This window comes from Plantibacter sp. VKM Ac-2876 (assembly GCF_015350715.1).
Taxonomy (GTDB): Bacteria; Actinomycetota; Actinomycetes; order Actinomycetales; family Microbacteriaceae; genus Plantibacter; species Plantibacter auratus.
Genome location: NZ_JADKSI010000003.1, coordinates 155,517 through 182,333 on the forward strand (window position 1 = coordinate 155,517; position 26,817 = coordinate 182,333).

At 71.3% G+C, this 26,817-nt stretch carries 21 protein-coding genes; 7 read left to right on the plus strand and 14 right to left on the minus strand.

The annotated features are described in order from the left end of the window. Positions 1–46: 46 nt before the first annotated feature. The 4 genes from ITJ62_RS13215 to ITJ62_RS13230 form a co-directional block, all read right to left on the minus strand. Complete coding sequence (locus ITJ62_RS13215) at positions 47–1,060, minus strand: LacI family DNA-binding transcriptional regulator (protein ID WP_194602920.1); 1,014 nt, start codon at positions 1,058–1,060, stop codon at positions 47–49. A gap of 137 nt (positions 1,061–1,197) precedes the next feature. Next, positions 1,198–2,646, minus strand: a complete 1,449-nt coding sequence (locus ITJ62_RS13220) for a GH1 family beta-glucosidase (RefSeq protein ID WP_194602923.1) — start codon at positions 2,644–2,646, stop codon at positions 1,198–1,200. A gap of 304 nt (positions 2,647–2,950) precedes the next feature. Next, positions 2,951–4,744 carry an MDR family MFS transporter gene (locus ITJ62_RS13225; protein WP_137244142.1) on the minus strand — a complete coding sequence of 598 codons (1,794 nt, stop codon included), beginning with the start codon at positions 4,742–4,744 and terminating at the stop codon, positions 2,951–2,953. Between the two features lie 109 nt (positions 4,745–4,853). After that, a complete protein-coding gene (locus tag ITJ62_RS13230; protein WP_194602926.1) occupies positions 4,854–5,948 on the minus strand; it encodes an alpha/beta hydrolase in 1,095 nt (364 codons plus the stop codon). An 81-nt stretch (positions 5,949–6,029) separates the two neighbouring features. On the opposite strand from ITJ62_RS13230, the gene ITJ62_RS13235 reads away from it, so the two are divergent. Next, the gene (locus tag ITJ62_RS13235; RefSeq protein WP_071260628.1) at positions 6,030–6,881 is read left to right on the plus strand and encodes a M15 family metallopeptidase; all 852 of its coding nucleotides are present in this window, start codon (positions 6,030–6,032) and stop codon (positions 6,879–6,881) included. Positions 6,882–7,018: 137 nt separating this feature from the next. Here ITJ62_RS13235 and pgm read toward each other — a convergent pair whose 3' ends face one another. From pgm to ITJ62_RS13255, 4 genes are all read right to left on the minus strand, one after another. Continuing rightward, a complete protein-coding gene (gene pgm / locus ITJ62_RS13240; RefSeq protein WP_194602929.1) occupies positions 7,019–8,665 on the minus strand; it encodes a phosphoglucomutase (alpha-D-glucose-1,6-bisphosphate-dependent) in 1,647 nt (548 codons plus the stop codon). Between the two features lie 28 nt (positions 8,666–8,693). After that, positions 8,694–9,140 (minus strand): TA system VapC family ribonuclease toxin, encoded by a 447-nt coding sequence (locus tag ITJ62_RS13245; protein ID WP_194602932.1) that lies wholly within the window; start codon positions 9,138–9,140, stop codon positions 8,694–8,696. Then, complete coding sequence (locus ITJ62_RS13250) at positions 9,137–9,382, minus strand: ribbon-helix-helix protein, CopG family (RefSeq protein ID WP_194602935.1); 246 nt, start codon at positions 9,380–9,382, stop codon at positions 9,137–9,139. The genes ITJ62_RS13245 and ITJ62_RS13250 overlap by 4 nt, the downstream gene beginning before the upstream one ends. Positions 9,383–9,507: 125 nt before the next feature. Then, positions 9,508–11,076: an alpha/beta hydrolase gene (locus ITJ62_RS13255; RefSeq protein WP_194602939.1), complete on the minus strand. Its 1,569-nt coding sequence runs from the start codon at positions 11,074–11,076 to the stop codon at positions 9,508–9,510. A 289-nt stretch (positions 11,077–11,365) separates the two neighbouring features. Between ITJ62_RS13255 and pheA the strand changes: the two genes are divergently transcribed. Continuing rightward, positions 11,366–12,328, plus strand: coding sequence for a prephenate dehydratase (gene pheA, locus ITJ62_RS13260; RefSeq protein WP_194602941.1), 963 nt, complete (start codon positions 11,366–11,368; stop codon positions 12,326–12,328). 120 nt (positions 12,329–12,448) lie between these two features. Here pheA and ITJ62_RS13265 read toward each other — a convergent pair whose 3' ends face one another. Next, the gene (locus ITJ62_RS13265; protein ID WP_194602945.1) at positions 12,449–13,117 is read right to left on the minus strand and encodes a GntR family transcriptional regulator; all 669 of its coding nucleotides are present in this window, start codon (positions 13,115–13,117) and stop codon (positions 12,449–12,451) included. A gap of 93 nt (positions 13,118–13,210) precedes the next feature. Between ITJ62_RS13265 and ITJ62_RS13270 the strand changes: the two genes are divergently transcribed. From ITJ62_RS13270 to ITJ62_RS13290, 5 genes are all read left to right on the plus strand, one after another. Then, the gene (locus ITJ62_RS13270; RefSeq protein ID WP_370581914.1) at positions 13,211–14,500 is read left to right on the plus strand and encodes an MFS transporter; all 1,290 of its coding nucleotides are present in this window, start codon (positions 13,211–13,213) and stop codon (positions 14,498–14,500) included. Positions 14,501–14,688: 188 nt separating this feature from the next. Beyond that, on the plus strand, positions 14,689–16,044 hold the full coding sequence (gene gdhA / locus ITJ62_RS13275) for an NADP-specific glutamate dehydrogenase (RefSeq protein WP_064296885.1): 1,356 nt from the start codon (positions 14,689–14,691) through the stop codon (positions 16,042–16,044). A gap of 169 nt (positions 16,045–16,213) precedes the next feature. After that, entirely contained in the window at positions 16,214–17,506 is a 1,293-nt protein-coding gene (locus tag ITJ62_RS13280) for an FAD-binding oxidoreductase (protein WP_194602946.1), read from the plus strand. Beyond that, positions 17,503–18,735, plus strand: coding sequence for an FAD-dependent oxidoreductase (locus ITJ62_RS13285; protein WP_194602948.1), 1,233 nt, complete (start codon positions 17,503–17,505; stop codon positions 18,733–18,735). Before ITJ62_RS13280 ends, ITJ62_RS13285 begins: the two co-directional genes overlap by 4 nt. Beyond that, complete coding sequence (locus ITJ62_RS13290; protein WP_194602952.1) at positions 18,732–20,306, plus strand: ABC transporter substrate-binding protein; 1,575 nt, start codon at positions 18,732–18,734, stop codon at positions 20,304–20,306. Before ITJ62_RS13285 ends, ITJ62_RS13290 begins: the two co-directional genes overlap by 4 nt. 301 nt (positions 20,307–20,607) lie before the next feature. Here ITJ62_RS13290 and ITJ62_RS13295 read toward each other — a convergent pair whose 3' ends face one another. From ITJ62_RS13295 to hutU, 5 genes are read right to left on the minus strand one after another with little or no spacing between them, the layout of a single operon-like run. Continuing rightward, the gene (locus ITJ62_RS13295) at positions 20,608–21,234 is read right to left on the minus strand and encodes a HutD family protein (protein ID WP_194602955.1); all 627 of its coding nucleotides are present in this window, start codon (positions 21,232–21,234) and stop codon (positions 20,608–20,610) included. Then, a complete protein-coding gene (gene hutI, locus ITJ62_RS13300; RefSeq protein WP_194602959.1) occupies positions 21,231–22,427 on the minus strand; it encodes an imidazolonepropionase in 1,197 nt (398 codons plus the stop codon). The genes ITJ62_RS13295 and hutI overlap by 4 nt, the downstream gene beginning before the upstream one ends. Next, the gene (locus ITJ62_RS13305; RefSeq protein ID WP_370581915.1) at positions 22,424–23,893 is read right to left on the minus strand and encodes a formimidoylglutamate deiminase; all 1,470 of its coding nucleotides are present in this window, start codon (positions 23,891–23,893) and stop codon (positions 22,424–22,426) included. Before ITJ62_RS13305 ends, hutI begins: the two co-directional genes overlap by 4 nt. Next, positions 23,890–25,107, minus strand: coding sequence for an allantoate amidohydrolase (locus ITJ62_RS13310; RefSeq protein ID WP_194602962.1), 1,218 nt, complete (start codon positions 25,105–25,107; stop codon positions 23,890–23,892). The genes ITJ62_RS13305 and ITJ62_RS13310 overlap by 4 nt, the downstream gene beginning before the upstream one ends. After that, positions 25,104–26,765 carry a urocanate hydratase gene (gene hutU / locus ITJ62_RS13315; protein WP_159876082.1) on the minus strand — a complete coding sequence of 554 codons (1,662 nt, stop codon included), beginning with the start codon at positions 26,763–26,765 and terminating at the stop codon, positions 25,104–25,106. The genes ITJ62_RS13310 and hutU overlap by 4 nt, the downstream gene beginning before the upstream one ends. Between the last annotated feature and the right edge of the window lie 52 nt (positions 26,766–26,817).

Sequence of the window (26,817 nt, forward strand, 5' to 3'; positions counted from 1 at the left end):
GCCCGGAACTGTCGTCTGGTGACAGTTCGCGGGCTGGCGGGGAGGGTCAGACGGAGGCTCGCGGGACGAGGCGGGTCGGCATCATCGTGACGCGCTCGACCGGCTCGCCGCCAAGGCGACGGACCAGGACCCTCGCCATCTCGGCGCCGAGGTCGACGGGCGACTGCGCGATCGTCGTGAGCGGCGGTGCGGCCGTCTCGCCGTAGCGGTCGTCGTCGTAGCCCACGACGGCTATGTCGCCGGGGATCGTCAGGCCGGCCTCGCGGATGACGGAGTAGGCGCCGGCGGCCATCTGGTCGTTCGCGGCGAAGAGCCCGTCGATGGGCACGCCCCGGGCGAGGAGACGACGCATCGCGGCAGCGCCGTCGGCGGGGGAGAAGTCGCCCACTTCGACGAGATCGTGCGGCAGGCCCGCGAGTTCGAGCTCCGCGCGCCACCCGGCGAGTCGGTCGACACCACCGGGCATGTCCTGACGGCCCGCGATCGTCGCGATCCGCGTCCGGCCGGCCTCGATGAGGTGACGCGCGGCGGTTCTCGCCCCCTCGACGTTGTCGACGTCGACGTAGGTGCTGTCGACGACGTCGACACCCATGGGCCGGCCGCCGAACACGATCGGGAGCTCCTGGCCGAGCCGGGTGTACGAGTGGTCACCGCTGTGGTGCGACACGACGAGCGCGCCGTCGACGTTGCCGCCGAGCAGGTAGCGACGGGTCTTCTCGGAGTCAGCCTCGGTCGCGATGAGGAGGTTCAACGTGTAATCGGTCTGCGCCAGCTCGAGGGCGACGCCCTGCACGACCGACGCGAAGAAGGGGTCTGAGAACACCCGGGCGGTCGACTCCGGGACGACGAGCGCGATGACCTGGGTCCGGCGGGAGGCGAGTGAGCGGGCCGCACGGTTGGGGACGTAGTCGAGCGCGGCGATCGCCTCGTTGACGACCGCGACGACCTCGGCCGTGACCTTCGGTGAGCCGTTCACGACGCGCGACACGGTCGCGCGGGAGACGCCTGCGCGTGCCGCCACCATCTCGAGCGTTGGGGCCCCTTGACCGGACTGCATCATCGTCCCCTTCCGAGCGGGTGAGCGTGCCGAGTGCAGTGTATCGCCGGGCGTCTGGACGTCCGTGGGCGGTGCCGCTCCTCAGGAGGTGACCGGCGTGTCGCGGCCCCTCGATCGCGACACGCCGGAGTGTTCCTGCGTCAGGGAAGCTCCGCAACGGCGGGCACCACACGCGAGGCGGCGATGCGGCGTGCGTACGCGAGTCCGCTGTCCTTGATCGTGCGCTCCTGCGTGTCGTAGTCGACCCGCACGATGCCGAACCGCTTGTCGTAGCCGTACGCCCACTCGAAGTTGTCGAGCAGTGACCAGACGAAGTAGCCGCGCACGTCGGCGCCGTCGGCGATCGCGAGTTCCACCTGGTCGATGTGGTCCTGGATGAAGGCGTCGCGGTCGACGTCGTGGATGCGGCCGTCCTCCGCGACGACGTCGTCGTAGGCCGCGCCGTTCTCAGTCACGTACAGCGGCGGCAGCGTCGGGTACTCGCGGCCGAGCCGGACGAGCAGGGTGCGGAGGCCGGCGGGGTGCACCTCCCAGTCCATCGCGGTGCGCGGGAGTCCACGGCTCGGGAAGGAGATGTCGGGCGAGGCGAGCCACGGAGAACCGGCCTCGCGCTCGGTCGCACCGGAGTGGCCGCCGTCGGCGCCGGAGTCGTCAGGATGACCCGACACGAGGTCGTCGTGGTAGTGGTTGACGCCGAGGAAGTCGATCGGGGCGGAGATGGTCTCGAGGTCGCCGTCGTGGACGAGCGTGTCGAGGCCGAGGCCCTCGAGGTCCTGGGCGACGTCGGTCGGGTACGCACCGAGGACGATCGGCTCGAGGAAGATGCGGTTCATGATGCCGTCGACGCGGCGGGCGGCGTCGACGTGGGCCGGGTCGGTGGGGTTCGCCGGGATCGCATTGGTGAGGTTGAGGGTGATGCCGATCTGCTCGGCACCGAGCTCGCGGAGGCGTGTGGTCGCCAGGCCGTGGGCGAGGTGCTGGTGGTGGATAGCGGCGAGCGCGGCGGCCTCGTCGCGGCGACCCGGGGCATGCACGCCGACCGCATAACCGAGCAGGGAGGAGCAGAACGGTTCGTTGAACGTCGTCCAGTGCCGGACGCGGTCGCCGAGCGCCTCGTAGGTCGCCCCGGCGTAGTCGACGAAGCGCATGGCGGTGTCGCGGTTCGTCCAGCCGCCCTGTTCCTCGAGCGCCTGTGGGAGGTCCCAGTGGTACAGGGTGAGCCAGGGGAGGATGCCGGCGTCGAGGAGCTGGTCGACGAGACGGCTGTAGAAGTCGAGGCCGGCGGGGTTGACGTCGCGGTCGCCCGGCTTGATGCGCGCCCAGCTCGTGGAGAAGCGGTAGGCGTCGAGGCCCAGCTCGGACATGATCGCGATGTCGGCGGCGGTGCGGTGGTAGTGGTCGACGGCGACCTCGAGGTCGTCACCGTTGGCGATCGCGCCGGGCACCCGGGCGAAGGCGTCCCAGATGGAGTCCTCCTTGCCGTCCTCGTGTGCTGCTCCCTCGACCTGGGCGGCCGCGGTGGCGGAACCCCAGAGGAACGGCGGCAGGATCAGGGCCGGACGGGTGGTGGGCTGGGGGGCGTGCGTCATCGAAGCTCCTCGTGGCTGGGTGCACGCCCATGCTATCGCCTGCTGAGAGCGCTCTCATGTCGGTCTTGGGTGTGGGTGGGGTGTGGCGCCAGCGCGGTGCGCTGACGCGAGCGCGGGTCTGCGGCGTGAGCGCGCCCCTCCGGAGGGGTGCGCTCACGCACTGGGGCCGCGGTGACGCCGATTCGACAGCGCTCACGTCAGCGCACCGCGCTGGCACCCGGATGACCCCGTCAGCGCGGTGCGCTGGCGGCGGTCACCCCGCGCTCACGTCAGCGCGGTGCGCTGGCAGACCGACGAACGACGGTCAGCGACGGGCGGACGGATCGACGACGCGGTTGCTCGCGGTGTCGGGCGACAGCTGCGACCCCGCCAGCTCGGCGGCACGCTGGGCGGCGAGCGACAACTCGTCCTCGGCGTCCTCCGCGGCCTGGGCGTCGGTGCGCTCCTGCAGCGCGGACTTCGCCCGCAGCGGCGGCGCCTTGAGGAACCAGCTCAGCACGAACGCGACGGCGACCACCGCGAAGCTCACCCAGAACACGGTCACGGTCGCATCCGCGAACCCCGTGAGGAACGGCGCAGCCAGGTCGTGGTTCGCACCGACGAGGAACGAGGTGTCGCCGTCGAGCGCGGAACCGGCCGAGCCGCCGGACTGCACCTTGGAGAGCACGTCCAGGATCCCCTTGTTGGCGGGATCGGAGAGCACGGCGGGGTCCTGCGCTGCAGCCTGGGCGTTCGCGAGCAGTGTCGGGTCCTTGAACGCCGCACCGATCGTGTCGGGGAGTCGCGTGTAGAGCACGGAGAAGATGACGGCCGTGCCCAGCGTTCCACCGATCTGACGGAAGAAGGTCGACGAGCTCGTCGCCACCCCGATGTCGCGTGCCTCGACGGCGTTCTGGCTCGCGATCGTCAGCGTCTGCATCAGCTGGCCGAGTCCGAGGCCGACGAGCAACATGCCGCCCATCATCCACCAGACCGGCTTGTCCGCCGTCGCGAAGCTGAAGTAGAAGAAGCCGCTCAGGAGCAGGAAGGTCCCGACGATCGGGAACGCCTTGTACTTGCCGGTCCGGGCGATGATCTGGCCGCTCGCGATCGACGAGATCATGAGGCCGAGGATCATCGGCAGCATCAGCAGACCGGACTCGGTCGGCGTCGCGCCCTCGACGAGCTGCAGGAACAGCGGCACCGTCATCATGGCGCCGAACATGCCGAACCCGACGAGCACACCGAGGATCGTGGCGACCCGGAAGGTCGAGTTCTTGAACAGCTTCAACGGGATGAGTGCGTCGTCGCCCATGGCCCGCTCGACGAGGATGAACCCGATGATGCCGGCGACTCCGATGGCGTAGCAGGCGATGGACCCGGCCGAGGCCCAGCCCCAGATGCGGCCCTGCTCGGCGACGAGCAGCAGGGGCACGACGGCGAGGACGACCGTGGCGGCACCCCACCAGTCGATGCGGACGCTGTGGCGGGTGTGCGGGATGTGCAGGAAGCGGAGGACGATCGCGAGCGCGATGACGCCGATCGGCAGGTTGATGAGGAACACCCAGCGCCAACCGGTGATGAACAGCAGCTCGGGGGCACCGGCGAACAGGCCGCCGATCAGCGGGCCGATGACGCTCGAGACTCCGAAGACCGCGAGGAAGTACCCCTGGTACTTGGCGCGCTCGCGCGGAGCCAGCATGTCACCCATGATCGTCAGCGGCAGGGCCATGAGGCCGCCGGCGCCGAGGCCCTGGATGGCGCGGAAGATCGCCAGCTCGTACATCGAACCGGACATGCCGGCGAGGAGCGAGCCGATGAGGAAGATCGAGATCGCGATGATGAACAGCGGGCGGCGGCCGAAGATGTCGGACAGCTTGCCGTAGATCGGCGTGGAGACGGTCGAGGTGATCAGGTACGCGGTGGTGACCCACGCCTGGAGCGCCATGCCGTCGAGGTCGTCGGCGATCGTGCGCATCGAGGTGCCGACGATGGTCTGGTCGAGCGCAGAGAGGAACATCCCGGCCATGAGGCCGAAGATGATGAAGAGGATCTGCCGGTGGCTGAGGACGGGGGCGGATCCCGACGGCTCGGTCGAGGCGGGGGAACTGGATGACATGCGGTCTCGTTCGACTCTGGGCGCGCCGGTTTGCAGGCGCACCGACGTTGGGGATTTTGCGTAGTGTGCAAACTTACACCCGGCGCAAGTTCCGCGGCAACCGCTTCGGTCAGGGTGTGGAGGTCGGCGCTGCGTCGAGGTCGGTGTCGAGCGCCGCGAGGTAGTCCAGGGTGGCCGTGAGTGCCACGTGGGCGTCGTCGAGGTCGAGGTGGAACTGGTACTCGTGGGGGAGTGCCGGCTCGTGGTCCGCGGCCCAGAACAGCTTCGTGACGTCGACGCCGGCGTCTTCGAGGGCCCTGCTCATCGGGACCGACTGCAACCAGGTGAGGGCGTCGCCGTTCCCACCGGTGATGAAGGTCGGCGGGAAGTCGGCGGTGACGAAGTCGATCGTCGACATGAGCGCGCCGGTCGACGTCTCCGACCAGTCCTTCGTGCCCGCGTAGGCCCAGAGGGCGGTCTGGAGGCCCCAGGCGCCGATGCCGTCGAGCTCGGCCATCGACGGCAGGTCGTAGACCCCGCAGTTGAGGATCGTCCCGACGAGCTGATCCTTGGCGATGCCAGGGGTCATGCCCGACAGCATCGCGTAGTCGGGGTTGGTCGTGAGGACGGCGAGCTGGCTGGCGAGCTGCGATCCCGCTGAGTCGCCCGCGAGCACCAGGCGGTCCGGGTTCCCGTTCCATTCGGCGGCGTGCTCCGAGATGTACGCGAGGGCGTCGTTGAGTTGGTTCACGGCCGTCGGATAGACGGCTTCGGGAGCGATCGTGTAGTTGACCGCGATCGTCGTGTACCCCGCGGCTGCCAGGATGCGGAGGTAGGGCTCGACGTTCCCCTTCTCGCCCGAGATCCAGGCACCGCCGTGGATCCAGACGATCGTGGTCAGCGGCTCGGTGCCGTCCGCGGGGGTGAAGACGTCGAGGGTGGTGTCCACCTGCGGTCGGCCGCCGCTCGGTGCCGCGTACGCGATGTCGCGGAACTCCGTGAGCTTCGTGTCGGGGACGTACGGTTCCATCTCGGCGACCGTCGCAGCACCGCCGCGTTCGAACACCGAGCGGATGAGGAGCGCGGACGGCCACGGGGTGATGGCTGCGATGACCGCGACGACGAGGCCGAGACCGACCACGACGGCGGCCGCGGTCAGGAGCCGACGGAACCGGGGGTGCTTCCGGTGCGTCGGCGCGTGGTGTGCTGACGTCCCTGCGGTCATGGTCGGGCCCCTCGTCCGGTGTGCAAGCCTGTCGACAGTGTGACAGAGGCGCATGCGCCGTGTCGCGGTTAGGCTCGACGTGTGACCGCAGCCCACCAGCCCTCCCACCGACGCCCGGTTTCGCGGCGCGTCCGACGCAACCGCGTGATCGCGTTGAGCGTCCTGGCCGCCGCGCTCGCGATCCTGCTCGTGGTGCTCGTCGTCAACATCGCCGGCGGCGCCACGCCCACCCCGGCCGCCGCCACGAAGACGCCGAGCGCGACCCCGTCCGTCACCCCGACGCCGACCCCCACGCCGACGCCGACGGAGACGGTACCGGTCGCGCCCCCAGCCCCGCCGGCGTTCGACAAGGCCGCCTACTCGATCGACGACCCGCTGAGCCCGTGGGTGGTCGTCAACAAGACCCGACCGCTGAACCCGGTCGACTACACGCCACCGGACCTCGTGTCCGTCCCCGTCGCCCACACGTGGGACCCGCTGTTGCGTGCCGAGGCCGCCGCCGCGATCGTGCAGCTGTTCGACACCGCTTCAGCCGAGGCCGGCCTGTCGCTCGCTTCGAACAGCGCGTACCGCAGCTACTCGAGCCAGGTGTCGGTGTACGACAGTGAACCCGACGATTCGACGACCGCGCGCCCCGGCTACAGCGAGCACCAGACCGGCTGGACGATGGACATCGGTGCCGAGAGCGGCAACTGCTCGCTCAACACCTGCTTCGGCGACACGGCGGAGGGCCAGTGGCTCGCCGCGAACGCCTACCGCTTCGGGTTCCTCCTGCGGTACCCGGCCGACAAGGTCGACGTCACCGGCTTCTCGTTCGAGCCGTGGCACTACCGCTACATCGGCGTGCCGCTCGCGACCGAGATGCACAACACGGGCGTCACGACGCTCGAGGAGTTCTTCGGGCTCCCGGCGGCTCCCGGATACCTGAACTAGCCCTTCGACAGGCTCAGGGACCGGGGGTCGGCTCGTCCTTCGACAGGCTCAGGGACCGGGGGTCGGCTCGTCCCTCGACAGGCTCGTCCCTCGACAGGCTCAGATGCAGGCGACGGGCTCGGCGAGTGCGTGTCCGCTCACCGAGCCCGTCGAGTGTCGGTCGCCTCGGCGCCGAGGGCGGCGTCGACGATCTGCTTCGCCTCCGCCTGGACGAGCTTGAGGTGCTCCGCGCCCTTGAACGACTCGGCGTAGATCTTGTAGACGTCCTCGGTGCCGGACGGACGCGCGGCGAACCACGCGTGCTCGGTCACGACCTTGACGCCGCCGATGGCCGCGTCGTTGCCCGGCGCGTGGCTGAGCTTCGCGACGATCGGGTCGCCGGCGAGCTCGGTCGCCGTGATGGCGTCGCCGTCGAGCTTGCCGAGCCGCGCCTTCTGTTCCTTCGAGGCCGCGGCGTCGACGCGCTCGTACACGGGGTCGCCGAAGCGCTCGGTGAGTTCGCGGTAGAGCACCGAAGGGGTCTTGCCCGTCACGGCGAGGATCTCCGCGGCGAGCAGGCAGAGGAGGATGCCGTCCTTGTCGGTGGTCCACACCGAGCCGTCGAAGCGGAGGAAGCTCGCGCCGGCGCTCTCCTCGCCGCCGAAGCCGACCGAGCCGTCGACGAGACCGGGGACGAACCACTTGAAGCCGACCGGGACCTCCCAGAGGCGGCGTCCGAGGGACTCGGCCACGCGGTCGACGACCGACGACGACACGAGGGTCTTGCCCACAGCTGCGTCGTCGCGCCAACCCGGCCGGTTCGCGTAGAGGTAGTCGATCGCGACGGCGAGGTAGTGGTTGGGGTTCATGAGCCCGGCGTCGGGCGTGACGATGCCGTGGCGGTCCGCGTCGGCGTCGTTGCCGGTGAGGAGGTCGAACTCGTCGCGTCGTGCGACGAGCGCCGCCATGGCGGAGGGCGACGACGGGTCCATGCGGATCTTGCCGTCCCAGTCGAGCGTCATGAACGCCCAGGCCGGGTCGACGTGCGGGTTCACGACGGTGAGGTCGATCTCGTAGCGGTCGGCGATCGCCTGCCAGTAGTGGACGCTCGCGCCGCCGAGGGGGTCGGCGCCGATGCGGATCCCGCTGCGCTTGATGGCGTCGAGGTTGATGATGTGCTTCAGGTCGTCGACGTAGTTGCCGCGGAAGTCGTACGTCTCGACGGCGGACGGTTCCGCCATCTTGACGTCGTGCAGCCCACCGGCGATGAGCTCGTTGGCGCGGTTCGCGATCCAGGAGGTCGCGTCGGAGTCGGCAGGTCCGCCGTGCGGGGGGTTGTACTTGAAGCCGCCGTCGGCCGGCGGGTTGTGGCTGGGCGTGACGACGATGCCGTCCGCCTGGTCGCCGTTGCCCTCGGCGTTGTACTTGAGGATCGCGTGGCTGAGCGCGGGGGTCGGGACGAAGTCGTCGAACTCGTCGACCAGGACGCGCACACCGTTGGCGACCAGGACCTCGAGGGCCGTCGTCTGCGCCGGCCCGCTGAGCGCGTGGGTGTCGGAGCCGATGAAGAGCGGCCCGGTGATGCCCTGGCTCGCGCGGTACTCGACGATCGCCTGCGTGGTGGCGGCGATGTGGTCCTGGTTGAACGCGGTGTTCAGCGAGGAGCCGCGGTGGCCGGAGGTGCCGAACACCACCCGCTGCTCGGGGATCGAGACGTCCGGCTTCAGCGTGTAGTACGCGTCGATGAGCGACGGGACGTCGATCAGATCTGCTTCGGTGGCGGGGGTACCTGCGCGATCGTTCATCGCACCAGTCTGGCAGGAACGACCGATGTCAGGAAGGCGCTTGACCCGTGGCGAGTGGCGATTCCCACCGGAGGTCCGGGAAGCGCGCGAAGTCGCGATCGAGCGTGACGAAGGTCGCCCGGTGTTCGATCGCGAGTGCGGCGTGGGCCGCGTCGGCGACCTGAGGTCCGGCGACACCGGACTCCTGGCACAACCGGACGAAGAGCCTCCAGAACGATGGGCCCGGATGGACCGGTCGTACGCCGTCTGCACGCCGGAGGTCGTCCGCGGATTCGAGTGCTTGCAGGAGCGGCGTCGGCGGGTCGAAGATCCGACGATTCGTGACGATCCTGACGAATGCGGCCAGCACGCTGTCGCTGACGCCGAGCGGTTCGTCGGCGGCCACCGCGGATTCGAGCCAGCGGACGAGGGCGAGGTGGTTGGGATCGTCGTCCCGGAAGGCGCCGACGAGGACGTTGACGTCCGGAACCTTCACTCGAGTCCGTCCATGATGTCCTGCAGCTGCGCGTTGTTCGTCAGATCGATGCCCGGCCGTGGCCCGCTCCCGCCGCGGAACGGCACGACCTTGTAGGGTTCCCGCTCGGGCGGTGCGGCCGCAGCGGCCAGCTTTGCGCGCAGAGCCTCTTCGATGTAGGCGGTCACGGTCTTCCCCTCCTGCGAGGCGTGCTCGCGGACCGCCTCGTAGAACTCGTCGGCGAGTCGGATGGTCGTTCGCATGACCCGAGCCTACGAAGGCGTATGTCGGTATGTCAACGACGCTATCGGGTTCCATCGGCGCAGGAGCGAGCCGACACGGATCTGTGGAGAGGGCGCTGCTCCAGGTACCTGTGGAGGGCCGTCGACTAGCGCGTGGTGAGGAGCGCCGCGGCCGAGGCGGAAGCGGAGGCGGTCGTGGAGGTGCTCGTCGTGGATGCCCCCGCCCCGACGCCCGCGGCATCCGGCACGGAGCCGCGCTGGTGGGACGACCCGGGCGTCGTCAGGTCGGCGACCGCGTACGCCTGACCCGTGACGATGCGCTGGATCGCGTAGAGGCTCTCGGTCGCCGGCCCGAGATACTTGCCCCGGTCGTCGGCGTTGCTCGACCCGACCGCGTTGTGTCCGTCGACGGCGCCGAGGTGGTCGCCGTCGCCGAGCGTCAGACCGTCGGAGCCGAAGGTGGTCGCGCCCCAGGAGCTCGTCGCAGGATCGGCTCGACCGGACAGGAACTGGCCGAGACCGGCGAGGGTGTCGGCGCTCGCCTGGGAGGCGTACACGCGGCTCGCCGGGACGTGCAGATCGTCGATCCCGATCTCCGTCGGGATACCGGCCGAACCGAGCATGACGAAGTCGTCGACGTGGTAGTCGCCGGACGCCAACGCGAGCGAGGCGGTCGCCGTGCCGTACGAGTGCGCCACGACGCTCAGCTGCGAGGCGACACCGTGGGCGGAGCGGACGGCGTCGTATCCGGCGAGCACCCCGGCGAGCAGTGGAGCCCCCTCGACCGCCCGGTCGTTCGACGGCACCTCGAGCGCACTCGGGCTGTGTCCGCCGATCCAGAGGATGACCGCGCTGTCGGCTGCGGCGGTCTGGATGCGCTTCGCTCCGCGCAAGTAGTCGTCGAGTTCGAGTGCGCTGCTGTTCATCCCGGGGACGAACACCGTGACGTAGGTGGCGGTGTCCACGTCTCCGACCGCGACCGCGACCCGCGGGGGCCCGGAGCCGCCCGCCTGCAACGTGATGAGGTACTCCGGCTGGAGTCGGGCGGCGATCGCGTCCGGTGTGTACCGGTCGACGAGCAGCTTGATCGCGTCCAGGCGCGACAGGGTCGTGGCGAGGGCCGCCGAGTCCGCCTGCCCGTCGACCTGGTCGCTGCTCACGGTCAGCGAGCGGTAGCTCGCCTCGGTGTCGGCGAGGAGGCCTGCGAGGCGGGAGACGTTGGCCGTCGCCCGGTCCGTGTAGGCGACGCCCTCGAGGTTGCCGATGACCGCCGGGTAGCCGGTGATGAGCAGTGCGCGGTACCCGGGGGCGAGCTCGGTCCAGAGCTGCGCGACCTGCGATGAGGACATCGTCGTGAGTGCCGTCGCCGCCGCGGCGAGATCCCCGGCGTAGGCAGTGGTGAAGGCGGCCGCCGTCATCGTCGGGACGGAGGAGGCCGCCGGTGCGAAGTCGGTGGCGGAGATCGCGCTCGCGCCGGCGGTCGAGGTCTGCGTCACCGTGACGACGCCGGCCAGGATCGCGGCGATCGCGACGGTCATGACGATCGACTTGACGAGTGTCGCGCGGGCCGCCGAGATCGGCCGGTGCACCCAGGCCGGCAGCGACAACGACGGGAGGCTCCAGGAGGAGCCGAGGCTGAACACGGACTCGCCGCCGCTCGCCAGGTTCAGTCGGGGAGTGGACCGCGAGGCGGCGTCGGTGAAGACACTCGTCACGTCACTCCTGTTCCTGTCTCAGCCCATCGGGTGGAGCCTCGCGCGACATGGATCACGCATCGAGATCGGGGAGACGAACGGCCGTGAACTCGCTTCCCGAGACGAGCGGCAGCGCTCAATACACCCTTGTATCCATTGTGGCGGGTAGTGGCGTGATTTGAATAGCTCAAAACGGGGGGTATCGGGGCCGAAATGGCCCGATCTTCCTGGAAATCACCCGAATGTGACCTGGATGGGAGTCAACGGTCGTCCAAGGGCGTGTCGCGAACCACACGGTACGCTCGGAGGCATGCCAGCCGCACCCGCCGACGACGCCCTCCGGAGCTACAGTTTCCTCGGTCCGAGCGGGACCTTCACCGAGGTGGCGCTCGGTCAGGTCGAGGAGGCCAGAGGCCAGATCTGGAAGCCCGTGTCGAACGTCGGCGAGGCGCTCGGCGACGTCCTCGAGGGCCGCAGCACGGCCGCGGTCATCGCCATCGAGAACTCGGTCGACGGTGGTGTGTCCGTGGCGCAGGATGCACTCGCCACGATGCCCGGTCTCCGCATCGTCGGCGAGGTGCTCGTGCCGGTGAACTTCGTGCTCGTCGCCCGCCCCGGAACCCGCCTCGAGGACGTCTCGGTCGTGAACGCGCACCCCGTCGCCTACGGGCAGTGCCACCTCTGGCTCGACGCCAAGCTGCCCTCGCACGGACACATCCCGGCGTCGAGCAACGTCGCCGCCGCGGCCTCCCTGCTCGACGGCACCTCGACCGCCGACGCAGCGGTCGCCCCGCCCGGCATCGTGAACCACTACGACCTCGACGTCCTCGCGGAGAACATCGGCGACAACCCGAACGCCGTGACCCGCTTCGTCGTCGTCAGTCGCTCACGGGAGATCCCGTCCAGGACGGGTGCCGACAAGACGAGCCTCATCGTCGAGCTGCCGAACGACGAGTCGGGCTCGCTGCTCGGCATGCTCGAGCAGTTCTCCACGCGAGGCGTGAACCTGAGTCTCATCGAGTCCCGGCCCATCGGCGACGCGCTCGGCCGCTACCGCTTCGTGATCGACGCCCTCGGACACATCGAGGACGAGCGGATGGCCGACGCCCTGCTGGGGCTCCGACGCTTCAGCCCGAACGTGATCTTCCTGGGCTCGTACCCGAGCGCCGATCGCACCGCCGTCGACTACCACTCCCGGTACAACGACGAGGTGTTCATCGAGGCCCGTGACTGGTTGCGCGGGCTGCTGTCGGCGGAGCCGCTCGACGACTGAGCCGTCGCGCTCGCGCATAACTCCTGCTGTCGGTTCGCGTCCGAGCTCGGGCACGGCGTGTCAGCGGGATTCGCGGCCGGGTGCAGGAGTTGTGGACGCCGACTGCGAGTCAACGGTGCTTCAGCTGACGATGTCGACCCCGTGACCGCGGAGGCGCCGCTGGTCGGCGGTGAGTGAGGCGATGAGTCGCTCGTTCGTCCCGCGGATGTGGCGCGCGACGAGGTCCGCCGCGCGCTCGGGGTCGCGCGCCGCGACCGCGTCGAGGATGGCGCGGTGCTCCGTGGCGGCCTGCTCTCGGGCCTCGGGCGTCCGCACCTCGAGCCAGCGGGTGCGGGCGAGCCGGACCATCGCGCCGTGCACTCCTTCGGCGAGCAGGTGGTTCGCGGACAGTGCCGCGAGCTCCTCGTGGAAGTCGCCGCCGACACGGAGCACCGTGCGCTCGTCGTCGGGGCGGGGTTCGTCGAGCAGGGTGCGGATCGCGGCGAGCTGCGCTTCGGTCGCGCGTTCGGCGGCGAGCCGGACGCCGGCGGTCTCGAGCGCCTCACGGACCTCGGCGATGAGCCCGATCTCCTCGAGGTCGATGGGCGCGACGATCCAGCCGCGGCCGTCGCGACGCGCCAGTCCCTCGGCCTCGAGCCGGGTGAGTGCGGCGCGCACGGGTGTCCGTGACGCCGCGAAGCGTTGCTCGAGCCCCCGCTCGGTGAGCGGCTGACCGGGCGCGAGGTCGAGGGTCAGGATCGCCCCGCGGAGGCGCTCGTAGAGCTGCGTGGTCTGCGTCGGAGTGCTCATCCGTGATCCCGATCCGGCCGGTGACAATTGGTATACCAAAATGGTGTACCGTCATGCTAGCAGTGGGAGACACCCAGTGCGGGAAGCGCCACGATGACCGGATCGACACCAGCCCCCGTGGCCCCGGCGACCGCGCGCGGGGCGCGTCCACCGATGCCGAACGCCGGTCGGGCCTGGACCGTCCTCGGGCTCGGCGTCGCCGCGCAGACCGCCGGCACGCTCTTCGTCAGCACCCCGGCGTTCCTCATCCCGCTCCTGCACGCCGAGCGGGGCATGTCGCTCGCCGAGGCCGGCGTCATGGCCGCTGCCCCCACGCTCGGCATGGTGCTGACGCTCATCGCCTGGGGCTGGCTGGCCGACCGCGTCGGCGAGCGCGTCGTCATCGCCGGCGGCCTCGCCCTCACCGCGCTGGCCGCTGCCGGGGCGATCGCCGCGGACGGCCTCATCCCCTCGCTCGGCTACGGTCCGCTCGGCATCCTGCTCCTCCTCGGTGGCGCCGCCTCCGCGAGCACGAACTCGGCGAGCGGCCGGATCGTCGTCGGCTGGTTCCCGAAGGACCGCCGCGGCCTCGCGATGGGGATCCGCCAGATGTCGCAGCCGCTCGGCGTCACGGCGGCCGCGGTGACGGTGCCGTCCGTGGCGGCGGCGTCGGGCATCTCCGCCGCGCTCCTGATCTCGCTCGTCGCGACGGGTGTCCTCGCCGTGGCCTGCACCATCGGACTCCGGAATCCGCCACGGACCGTCGTGCCGAAGCCGGTCCCGACGGAGACGACGCCGAACCCCGTGGCCGCGCGACCCCGCAACCCCTACCGAGGCGACGGCTTCCTCTGGCGCATCCACGCCGTGTCGATCCTGCTCGTGGTGCCGCAGTTCACGCTCACGACCTTCGCGCTCGTCTGGCTCGTCACCGATCAGGGCTGGAACGCACTCGCGGCGGGCGTGCTCGTCGGTGTGGCGCAGTTCGTCGGAGCGATCGGTCGGATCGGCGTCGGGGTGTTGAGCGACCGGGTCGGCAGCCGGGTGCGACCGCTGCGCTGGGTGGCGGTGTCGGCGGTCGTCGTCATGCTGCTCCTCGCCGGTGTCGGGCTGCTGCAGTGGCCGGTGGCGGTCGCCGTCGCGCTCGTCGTCGCCAGTGCCGTGACGGTCGCCGACAACGGGCTCGCCTTCACCTCGGTCGCCGAGATGGCCGGCCCCGCCTGGGCCGGGCGGGCGCTGGGAGCGCAGAACACCGGCCAGTTCATCGCGGCGTCGGTCGTCGGTCCGGCGGTCGGTGCGCTCATCGGCCTGGTCGGCTATCCGCTCGCCTTCCTCGCGGTCGCGGTGCTCCCGGCCCTCGCGATCCCGATCATCCCGAGCGAGGCAGCGGAGCACGACCACCTCTAGGCCGTCGTCCCACCGGTCCGGTCGGCTCGTCTAGTCGACGTTTGACGGATATCTATCGCGGCTGCCAGGCTTGCCGAGGCCCCACGACGGCCCGTGTACCTCCCCGCCGGCGAGTCGCGCTCCACTGCCTCCGACCACCGTCGAGCGACAGCCGGAGACGCCTGGTCGGCCGATCAGAAAGCACCACAGTGACCGGCACCACCACGTCCACCGACCCCGTCCACGCCGTCGCGGAGGCCGCCCTGCGGCGCAACGCGGGCGAACCCGAGTTCCACCAGGCGCTCCTCGAAGTCCTCGAGTCCATCCGCCCGGCGCTCGACGAACACCCCGAGTACCTCGAGGCGGGCATCCTCGAACGTCTCGTCGAACCCGAGCGGCAGGTCGTCTTCCGCGTGCCGTGGACCGACGACCGCAACCGGGTGCAGGTGAACCGCGGATTCCGCGTCCAGTTCAACTCGGCGCTCGGCCCGTACAAGGGCGGGTTGCGCTTCCACCCGAGCGTGAACCTGTCGATCGTGAAGTTCCTCGGGTTCGAGCAGATCTTCAAGAACGCCCTCACCGCGCAGGGCATCGGCGGCGCGAAGGGCGGCAGCGACTTCGACCCGCACGGGCGATCGGACGCCGAGATCATGCGCTTCTGCCAGAGCTTCATGAACGAGCTCTACCGCCACCTCGGCGAGCACACCGACGTCCCGGCCGGCGACATCGGCGTCGGCGCGCGCGAGATCGGCTTCCTCTTCGGCCAGTACCGGAAGATCACCAACCGGCACGAGTCGGGCATGTTCACCGGCAAGGGTGTCGGCTGGGGCGGCGCCGAGGTGCGCACCGAGGCGACCGGGTACGGGACGGTGTTCTTCGTGGACGAGATGCTCGCCGTCGACGGCCGCGGGGTCGAGGGCAAGCGCGTCATCGTGTCGGGCTCCGGGAACGTCGCGACGTACGCGATCGAGAAGGTCCACCAGCTCGGTGGTACCGCTGTCACCGCGTCGGACTCCTCCGGATACGTGGTCGACGACGCCGGCATCGACCTCGAGCTCCTCAAGCAGATCAAGGAGGTCGAGCGCGGCCGGATCTCCGAATACGCGGCCCGCCGTCAGGGCGCCCACTTCGTCGCCGGCGGCAGCGTCTGGGACGTCCCGGGGGAGATCGCGCTGCCGAGCGCGACGCAGAACGAGCTGCACGAACGCGACGCGATCGCCCTCGTGAAGCACGGCGTCATCGCGGTCGCGGAGGGCGCGAACATGCCGTCGACGCCCGAGGCCGTGCGGGTGTTCCAGCAGGCCGGCGTCCTTTTCGGCCCGGGGAAGGCGGCGAACGCCGGTGGCGTGGCGACCTCGGCGCTCGAGATGAGCCAGAACGCTGCCAGGCAGCGGTGGTCCTTCGACGACAGCGAGGTGAAACTGCGCGGCATCATGCACGGTGTGCACCGCGCCGCCTACGAGGCGGCCGAACGCTACGGCCGGCCGGGCGACTACGTCGTCGGGGCGAACACCGCCGCGTTCGTGAAGGTCGCGGACGCGATGCTCGCCCAGGGCGTCATCTAGCCGCCCTCTCCCCGACTCAGGAGTTCTCCGGCGCGTCGACCGCTGACGGGCCCGGCGCGCCGCACACCTCCTGAGTCGGGGACGCGGAATCCGCTGGCGACGGACGCGGCGGGTGTCGGATTGCGACGGGATGGTCGGCTCCTGGACGGCGAGTGACTAGCCTCGAAGGGTGACCGACCCCCGCCCCGCAACCACCGTCATCGTCGGTGCCGGCCTCTTCGGCCTGGCGACCGCCGTCCACCTCGCCCGCGCCGGTCGACGGGTGACGGTCCTCGAGTCGGGCACCGCCGCCGGTGCGACGACCGCGGCGGGCGCGGGCTTCGTCGGCCTCTGGGCGGCGGGCTACGCCTGGTACTGGGACGAGTCGGAACTCGCCCTCGAGCAGGCGGGCCTCGACTTCTACCGCGGGCTCGACGCGGCCGGATATGACATCGGGCTGCGGAACACGGGCAACGTGTGGCTCGCCCTCACCGAGCAGGCCGTGCTCGACCACCTGCTGCCGTTCGCCGAGCACCCGCTCCGCCCCGAGGACGCCCGCCTGCTCACCGCCGTCGAGACCGCGGAGCTCGTTCCGGGTCTCGACCCCGAAGCCATCGTCGGGGCGTTCATCCATCCCGACGGCATCCAGATCAGCGCGCCCGACGCCGGACTCGCGCTCGCGGCGCTCGCTCGGGCCGAGGGCGTCGAGATCGTCGAGCACACGCCCGTCGTCGATCTCCTCGCCGAGGGCGGCCGAGCCGTCGGCGTGCTGACCGCCACCGGCGAGCGCGTCCTCGGCAACGAGGTCGTCCTCGCCGCAGGGTCTTGGACGAACGACCTCCTCGCCACCACGGACCGCGTGCTGCCCTTCGCGCGGGTGATCGCGAGCCGCCTGACCACCGCCCCGTTCGGCCTCGGTGAGGTGCCGACCCTCATGATCCCGGAACTCGACGGACTGTGGATCCGGGAGCACCTCGGCGGTCTCACCTACGGCAACGGCGTCGGCTACGAGGCACTCGCGGTGCACGACAGCCCGGCGGACCGGCGCCCGGACCGCCCCGACCTCGTCGAGGCGATGCGGGAGCACCTGTCGCCGATCGTCTCCGAGCTCATCCCGGCAGCCGCGCCCGTCGTCGACGACGCCGAAGCCGTGCAGGGGATCGTGTCGTACACCGCGGACCGCCGCTTCATCGCGGGGCCGGTACCGGAGCTGGACGGGCTGTACGTCGTGGCCGGCGACAACGAGTCCGGCGTCACGCACGGCCCCGGACTCGGTCGGATGCTCGCCGAACTGATGGTCACGGGTGAGAGCACCTTCGTCGACGCGTCGCGGTACGCGCCCGGTCGATTCCCGTCCCGTCCGTTCGCCGACGAGGCTGCCGTGGCCGCCGCGATGCCGGCTCGTCGGGTGGTCGACGCGCGCGCCACCGCAGCGACGCGCGTGACGACGGAGTCGGGCCTGCCTGCGGAGTCGGGCCGATGACCGCGCCGGGTCCGGCAGCGGACGCGACGCCGACCGCGCTGCCGGCGCGCGCCGAGGTCGTGGTCATCGGCGCCGGGATCGTCGGTGCGGCGGCTGCACGCTCGCTGGCCGAGCAGGGCCGCGACGTCCTGGTTCTCGAGCGGTACCCGCGCGGTCACGAGCTCGGCTCCTCCCACGGCGCGACCCGCATCTTCCGTCAGGGTTACGACGCCGACGACTACGTCGCCCTGACCTCCGAGGCGCTCGCGGCTTGGCGGGCGCTCGAATCGGCGAGCGGGCGGACGCTGCTCGACCTCACCGGTGCGCTCGACCACGGCCGCCCCGAGATGCTCGCGGCGATCGAGGCGGCGATGACCCGGGGTGGGATCGCGTCGGAGCGCCTCACCCCGGAGCAGGCGAGCGACCGCTGGCCCGGACTGCGGTTCGACCGCGAGGTCCTCCACCACGCGACCGGTGGGCGACTGTACTCCGCCGAGGCGATCGAGGCCCTGCTCGACCTCGCCGAGGTGGCCGGAGCGACCCTGCGCTTCGGCGTGCGGGTGGCCGGTGTCGATCCGACTGATCCGGCCGACCCGACCGCGGCCGGCGCCGGCGCCGGCGCCGTCGTCCGCACCGAGCTGGGCGACGTCGTCGCCGACCACGTGGTCGTCGCGGCCGGCTCCTGGACACCCGACCTCGTGGGCGCGCTCGCTCGCAGCGTCGGTCGTCCGCTGCCCGAGATCGTCGTGACGCAGGTCCAGCCCGCGCACTTCCCGAGCGAGCTGGCCGCCGACGCCTGGCCGAGTTTCGTCCACTATCCCGCCGAGGGGTCGAGCGTGTACGGCCTGCTGACCCCGGGCGAGGGGGTCAAGGTCGGGCTGCACGGCGGTGCCGTCCACGTCCACCCCGACGAACGCGACGGCCTCGCCGAACCCGAGGAACTCGCGCGGCTCACCGCCTACGTCGCCGAATGGGTGCCCGGCGTCGACGCGTCCGCACCCCATACCATCAGCTGCCTCTACGATCTGAGCCCCAGCGAGGATTTCGTGATCGACCGGATCGACAGCATCATCGTCACGACGGGATTCTCCGGTCACGGGTTCAAGTTCGGCCCGGTACTGGGACGCCTCATCGCCGATCTCGTCGACGGAGCCGACCCGCACCCGAGGTTCGCGCTCGCCGCCCACGCGGTACCCGTCGCGCCAGCAGCATCAGCTCTCCCGCAGTCACCCGAAGGAACCGCTCCATGAACCGATCCGCCAGATTCGCCACGGTCGCCGTCGGCCTCGGTGTCGTCGCCGCCCTCACCGGTTGCACGGCCCAGGGCGGCACCACCACGACCACCGCGCTCGTCATCGGCACGACCGATCAGATCGTCTCGCTCGACCCTGCCGGTGCCTGGGATCGCGGATCCTTCACGCCGCAGAACCAGATCTACCAGCACCTCCTCAGCTACGACGAGGGCGACGTCGTCCCCGCGCCCGACGCGGCGGAATCGTGCGACTTCACCGACGAGACCACCTACGTCTGCACGGTCAAGGAGGGGTTGACCTTCTCCAACGGCCACGCGCTCACGGCCGAGGACGTCGTCTACTCCTTCACCCGTGTCCGTGAGATCGCCGCCGACAACGGGCCGTCGCCGCTGCTCGCGAACCTCGAAAGCGTCGAGGAGGGTGACGACAACCAGGTCGTCTTCCACCTCACGGTCCCGAACGACCAGACCTGGCCCTACGTGCTCACGAGCATGGCCGGGCCGATCGTCGACGAAGAGGTCTTCCCGGCGGACGAGCTGCTGAGCGACGACGACGTGATCGGCTCCGGCCCCTACGCCGTCGACAGCTACCAGGCGGGCGGACTGCTCTCCCTCGAGGCGAACTCGCGCTACTCCGGGACCCGCGCGAAGACGCAGCACGTCGTGCTCAAGCCGTACACGACGGCGTCGAACCTGCGGCTCGACCTGGAGAAGGGCGACGTCGACATCGCCTACCGCTCACTGACCGCGACGGACGTCGCCGACCTTCGGAGCGATTCCGACCTGCAGGTCGTCGAGGGGCCGGGCGGTTCGGTGCGGTTCCTCACGTTCAACCTGAACACCCAGCCGGGTGCGAACGACGCTCAGAAGCTCGCGATCCGGCAGGCGGTCGCGTCGCTCGTCGATCGCGAGGAGATCGCCGACCAGGTCTACAAGGGCACCTACGCGCCGGCCTACTCGGTCGTGCTCGACGGCCAGACGGGTGCGACGCCCGCGTTCCAGACCGCGTACGGTGACGCGCCGGACCCGGCGAAGGCCGCGGCGATCCTCGCCGCCGCAGGTGTCAGCACCCCCGTCGCCCTGCCGATCCAGTACACGAGCGACCACTACGGCCCGGACTCCGACCAGGAGTACGCGCTCATCAAGTCGCAGCTGGAGGAGTCCGGCCTGTTCACCGTCGACCTGCAGTCGACGGAGTGGACGAGCTACGTGAAGGAGCTGAACCCGGAGTCGGGTTACCCGGCGTACCAGCTCGGGTTCTTCCCGGACTACCCGGACCCCGACAACTTCCTGCGTTCGGCGTACTCGACGACCGGGGCGTCCGTCGCCAACGGATACTCGGACCCGGCCGTCGACGCGCTCATCGACACCGAGGCGACGGCGACCGACCCGGCGGCGCGCACCGCGGCGATCGAGCAGATCCAGGCGCTGACCGCGACCGCGGCTCCGATCATCCCGCTGCTCCAGGGCACCGAGACGGTCCTCGCCCAGAAGAACGTGACGGGCCTCGAGGACACGCTCGACGCCACCTACACCTTCCGCTTCGCGGTGCTCGACCGCACGAAGTAGCCGTCGCCGCTGGGGTGTGCGTCAGCGCGGTGCGCTGGCGCGAGCGCGGGTCTGTGACGTGAGCGCGCCCCTCCGGAGACCCGCGCTCGCGTGCGCGGGGCGCGCTCACACCGGGTGTGCGTCATTCGCGCGGGCGCACCGCGCCGGCACCCGGTGGGGAGGCCTCAGGTCAGCGCGGTGCGCTGGCGCGAGACCTGCCGAGTCGGCGTGGGCGCGGGTCTGAGAGGTGGGCGCGCCCCTCCGGAGACCCGCGCTCGCGGCTGCGGGGCGCGCTCGCGTCAGCGCACCGCGCTGGCACCCATCACAAGTGGGGGAGGATCCGGGCGAGTGCGATCGTGGCGTCGCCGGTCAAGGACAGGGTGCCGGCCTCGAGCCGCAGGGCGTCGTGCATGTGGAGCGCGCAGCGGTCCAGGCCCGGTCCCGCTGCCGACAACGTCCCGTCGAGGAGCACGATGAACGTGACGGCGCCCGGCGACGTGGTGACCAGCCTCGAGCCGTCGACGACGCCGACCTCGAGCGATCCACGGAACCGGTCCCGCGACACCATCAGGTTGAGATCGAGCGTCGGCCCGACCACGCCCCGCGACGACACCGCTGAGGCCCCGTCGAAGGCGGCGACCTGCCACCGGTCCAACTCGACCGGCTCACCGTCGATCACGAGTCCGAGTCCGCCCGCCGACAACGCCATCAGCTGACGGTCGACGCCCGGGAAGGACGAGAAGGCGACGTCCGACTCGACCGTCGCGATGCTCAGCGTCCACCCCGGGGCGGCCGGCGCGTCACCGTCGCCGCGCCCACCAGCGGTCCGAAGTCCGACCGCCTCGACGGCGATCTCCGTCGCGGTCCCCAGCCCGTTCCGCCAGCGGTAGCTCCGATGCCGGTCAGCTGGCAGCAGCACGAGCGCACGACCCTCCACCGCGTCGCTCACCGCTGCGTCGTCCCGGCCGCGACGCGCTCGCCGCGCTGCCGGACGCCGACCGTCAACGGCACGCCCGGTCGGTAGGCGAGGTGCGACACCGAGGGCGCGTCGAGCACCTGCAGGTCCGCAAGACCACCCACACGGAGCGATCCGACGGCGTCGGCACCGCGCTCGAGACCGACCGCCACCGCGGCCCCTCGCGTCGCCGCCCACACCGCCTCGGCGATCGTCAGCTGCATCTGCAGCACGGCGGTCGCCACGCAGTACGCCATCGACGTCGTGTACGAGGTGCCCGGGTTGCAATTGGTGGCGAGCGCGATCGAAGCACCGGCGTCGATGAGCGCGCGCGCCGGCGGGAACGGCTCGCGCGTCGAGAGGTCGCAGGCCGGGAGCAAGGTGGCGACCGTCGACGAACCCGCCAGGAGGTCGACGTCGGCGGAGGACAGGTGGTTGCAATGGTCGACGCTCGCGGCCTCCAGCTCGACCGCGAGGCGCACCCCACCGCTCTCGCCGAGCTGGTTGCCGTGCACCCGCACACCCAGGCCAGCGGCGCGACCGGCGAGCAGCACCTCGCGCGACTCCTCGACGTCGAAGGCGCCGACCTCGCAGAACGCGTCGATGTAGGACGCGAACGGAGCCACCGCCGTGAGCATCGGTCCGGTCACGAGGTCGAGGTAGTCGCGGCGGTCGACACCGGCCGGCACGAGATGGGCCCCGAGGAAGGTGACGACGTCGGCGACCTCGGCCGCCGCGCGAGCGGAGCGCGCCTCGCCCTCCACGTCGAGCGCGTACCCCGTCTTCGCCTCGAGGAACGTCGTCCCCTGGGCGAGCGCCTCCGCCCGCAACCGCCGCGCACCCGCGACGAGCTGCTCCTCCGATGCGGCCCGAGTGGCGGCCACGGTCGTCGCGATCCCGCCCGCCGCGTACCGGCCGCCGGCCATGCGCGCCTCGAACTCCGCCGAGCGGTCGCCTGCGAACACGAGATGCGTGTGCGTGTCGACCCAACCCGGGAGCACGGCGCGCCCGCCCACGTCGGTCCGCGTGTCGGCGTCGGGTGCGTCGACCGCTGCGCCGAGCCACGCGATCCGGCCGTCTTCGATGACGAGTGCCGCATCGGTGATCCGGTTGCCGTCGACGTCTCCCGGTCCGGAGCCCGCGTTGGTCGTGAGCTCGCCGATGCCGGTGATGAGTTCGCTGGTCATGGCTGCATCTCCTGCGAGGGGTGGTCGGGTGTCGGGGACGAGTTGGCTGCCCGGGGCGTCTCCGTCGATGCTGCCAGCTCGGCGAGCGCCACCGCGAGGAGCTGTTCCGGCGTCGACCCTTGCGACATCGCGAGCAGCCGACCTCCCTCCACCACGAGCCGCCCGCCGACGACGACCCGCTCGACGTCGGACGCGGTCGCGACGAGGGCGAGTTGTGCCGGATCCATGCCGGTGGTGCGGAGGCTCGACGTCGACACCTCGACGAGGTCGAGCGGGTCGCCGAAATCCAGCGTGTGCCGGCCGAGTCCGAGCGAACGGTATCCGTTGTCGGTGCCCGCCTCGAGGAGCTCGGCGGGCGAGAACCGGCCGCGTCTGCCGGAGGCGAGCCGTTCCCCGGCTTCGAGGCCACGCAGTTCGAGCAGGGGGTCGACCACCGCGTTCTGGTCGGAGCCGACGGCGATCCGGGCCCCCGCGTCCGCGAGGCGTCGGGCCGGTCCGATACCGTCGCCGAGGTCCGCCTCGGTCGTCGGGCACATCACGACGGTCGCGCCGGACCGCCCGATCGCCGTGATGTCCGCGTCGGTCAGGTGCGTCGCGTGGACGAGGCTGATGCGTGGGGCGAGCGCACCGAGCGCGGCGAGCAAGCCCGTCGGCGTCCTGCCCGTCTTCGCGAGCGTGTCGACGTTCTCCTGCGGTTGCTCCGACAGGTGGACGTGCAGCGGGACGTCGTCGGGCAGGCCGGCGAGGATCGTGCGCATGGCGTCGACGGGCACGGCGCGCACGGAGTGCAGCGCGGCACCGAGCGTGACGAGCCCGGTGGCGCAGACCGAGCCGGAGAGCGCGTCGCGCAGTCGATGCCAGCGGGCGAGCCAGCCGGACGCGTCGCCGTCGCCGAACGCGAGCTGTTCGGTGAGCAGCGGAGCGGCGGGACCCCCGGCGGGCCCGAGGCCACTCGCGAGGTAGGCCGTGTCGAGGAGGGTGAGCCGGATGCCGACGTCGGCGGCGGCTTCGGCGACCGCCAGTTCCATCGCGTGGGCGGTCGGGTACGGGGTGCCGTCGGCCTGGTGGTGCACGTAGTGGAACTCGCCGACCGCCGTCCAGCCGCAGACGAGCATCTCGCCGAACACGGCACGGGCGACCCGGCCGTAGTGGTCCGGGTCGAGGCTGGCGGCCGCCGCGTACATCGCCTCGCGCCACTGCCAGAAGTCGCCGCCGTCGGCGTGGGTGCGTCCGCGGAGCAGACGGTGGAACGCGTGGGAGTGGGCGTTCCCCATGCCCGGGATGACCGTTCCGAGGCGTCGGTCGCCCGCCTCCGGCTCGACGCCGCGCTCGACGGTCGCGATCCGTCCGGAGTCGTCGGCCGTGAAGCGCACGCGGCCGGTCGGGCGACCGTCCATGATCGCCGTCGCGGCCCAGATGGGAGCCCGCACGTCCGCCGCGCCGGGGTCGACGCTCGCGACCGTCACAGGACGCTCCGGAGCAGGGCCTCGAGCGCTTCGACGCCGGCGACGCAGTCGGCCGTCTCGGCGAACTCCTCCGGTGAGTGCGAGACACCGGTCGGGTTCCGGACGAAGACCATCGCCGTCGGTACCGCGCCGCTCAGGACCCCGGCATCGTGGCCCGCACCTGTCGGCAGGAGCGGGACCCCGCCGAGCGTGCCGGCGAGCCGCGCGGTGAGTTCGGGGTCGAACTCGACGACGCCCGACCACGACTCCTCGATCAGCTCCACCGCGCACCCGGAATCGGCGACGGCCTCCTGGACCCGGCCCTCGATGTCCGCGACGAGGGCGCGCGTGCCGGCGTCGGTGGCCGCGCGGGCGTCCACCCAGGCGTCGACCTCGGAGGCGATGACGTTGGTGCCGCCCGGCAGGATGCGCAGGCGGCCGACGGTGGCGCGGGCGTCGTCCGTCGCGAGGGCGGCCTGCTCGACCGCGAGGACGGCGCGTGCCGCGGCGACCACGGGGTCACGGCGCTCGCGCATGCCGGTCGCGCCGGCGTGGTTCCCCTGACCGCTCACCCGGAGTCGCCAGCGGCCGTGGGCGAGGATCGACGAGGCGACGGCGGTGGGCGAGCCGAGGTCGATGAGGCCGCGACCCTGTTCCACGTGCAACTCGATGAACAGTCCGATGCGGCCGAGCGCCTCGTCGTCACGGCCGAGGTGCTCGGGAGCGAGCCCGGCTGCGGCTGCGGCCTCGGCCACGGTGACCCCGTCCGCGTCCGTCAGCGCTCGGGCGGCGTCCGCGGTGATCGCCCCGGACAGGAGCCGGGATCCGAGGCAGGCGACCCCGAACCGGGACCCCTCCTCCTCGGCGAACACCACGACGGCGACGGGACGCGACGGCTGGAGCCCGGTGGCCTGCAGACGCGCGACGGCGTCCAGCGCTGAGACGACGCCGAGCGGCCCGTCGAAGGCGCCGCCGCCCGGGACGGAGTCGAGGTGGCTGCCGGTGACGACCGCGTCGGGCCCAGGCCTACCCCACCACGCCCAGAGGTTGCCGTTCCGGTCCGTCTCGACGTCGAGCCCGAGTCGGGTGGCGCGAGCCGTGAACCACTCGCGCAGTTCGAACTCGGCCGGCGTCCAGACGTGCCGGGAGTACCCGCCGCGTGCCGGATCGACGCCGACGCCGGTGATCTCGTCGAGCCCGGCGAGCCGACCGTGGGCGATCAGACCGTCGGTCACTCGCCCTCCCACATCGGCACCCGCAGGCCGCGTTCGCGGGCGACCTCGGCCGCCCGCTCGTAGCCGGCGTCGACGTGACGCATGACGCCGGTGCCCGGGTCGTTGACGAGCACGCGCGCGATCTTCTCGGCGGCGAGCGGCGTCCCGTCGGCGACGATCACCTGACCGGCGTGGATGGAGCGGCCGATGCCGACCCCGCCGCCGTGGTGGATCGACACCCAGGTCGCGCCGGACGCCGTGTTGAGCAGGGCGTTGAGCAGCGGCCAGTCGGCGATCGCGTCGGAGCCGTCGGCCATGGCCTCCGTCTCGCGGTACGGGGAGGCGACGGAACCGGAGTCGAGGTGGTCGCGGCCGATGACGACGGGCGCGCTCAGTTCCCCTGAGGCGACCATCTCGTTGAACTTCAGTCCGGCGAGGTGGCGCTCCTGGTAGCCGAGCCAGCAGATGCGGGCGGGCAGCCCCTCGAAGGCGATCTTCTCGCCGGCCGAGGTGATCCAGCGGCGCAGCTTCTCGTCCTCAGGGAAGAGCTCGAGGATGGCGCGGTCGGTCGCGGCGATGTCCGCCGGGTCGCCGGAGAGGGCCGCCCAGCGGAACGGGCCCTTGCCCTCAGCGAAGAGCGGCCGGATGTAGGCGGGCACGAAGCCGGGGAAGTCGAAGGCGCGCTCGCAGCCGCCGAGTTTGGCCTCGGCGCGGATGGAGTTGCCGTAGTCGAAGACCTCGGCGCCGGCGTCCTGGAAGTCGACCATCGCCTGCACCTGCTTCGCCATGGCGAGTCGCGAGCGGCGCGTGAAGTCGACCGGGTCGGCTGCCGCCTCGGTCTGCCAGTCGGCGAGCGCCGTGTCCTCGGGCAGGTAGGCGAGCGGGTCATGGGCGCTCGTCTGGTCGGTGACGATGTCGATGGCGACCCCGCGCCGCAGCAGTTCGGGGAAGACGGTCGCGGCGTTGCCGACGAGGCCGACCGACAGCGGGCGCCGTTCGGCCTTGGCGGCGAGCACGCGTTCGACGGCGTCGTCGAGGTCGTCCGTCATCTCGTCGAGGTAGCGGTGCTCGACGCGTCGCTCCAGCCGGCTCGGGTCGACGTCGACGATGAGCACGACGCCCTCGTTGAGCGTCACGGCGAGCGGCTGTGCCCCGCCCATGCCGCCGGCGCCGCCGGTGAGGGTCAGCGTCCCGGCGAGGGTGCCGCCGAACCGCTTGTCGGCGATCGCGGCGAAGGTCTCGTAGGTGCCCTGGAGGATGCCCTGCGTGCCGATGTAGATCCACGAGCCGGCGGTCATCTGCCCGTACATGGTGAGACCCTCGGCCTCGAGCTTGCGGAACTCGGGCCAGGTCGCCCAGTCGCCGACGAGGTTGGAGTTCGCGATGAGCACGCGGGGTGCCCATTCGTGCGTGCGGAAGACGCCGACGGGCTTGCCGGACTGTACGAGCAGGGTCTCGTCGGCCTCCAGCCCTTCGAGCGTGCGGACGATCGCGTCGTACGCCTCCCAGTTGCGCGCGGCCTTCCCGGTGCCGCCGTAGACGACGAGGTCCTCGGGGTGCTCGGCGACCTCGGGGTCGAGGTTGTTCATGAGCATCCGGAGCGGGCCCTCGGTCTGCCAGCTCTTGGCGGTGAGGGTGGTGCCGCGAGCGGCACGGATGGTCCGGGTGGTGGTCGGCATGCGCTGGTCCTTTACGTCTGCGGTGCGGTGGTGGTGGTGCTGTTCCGACGGG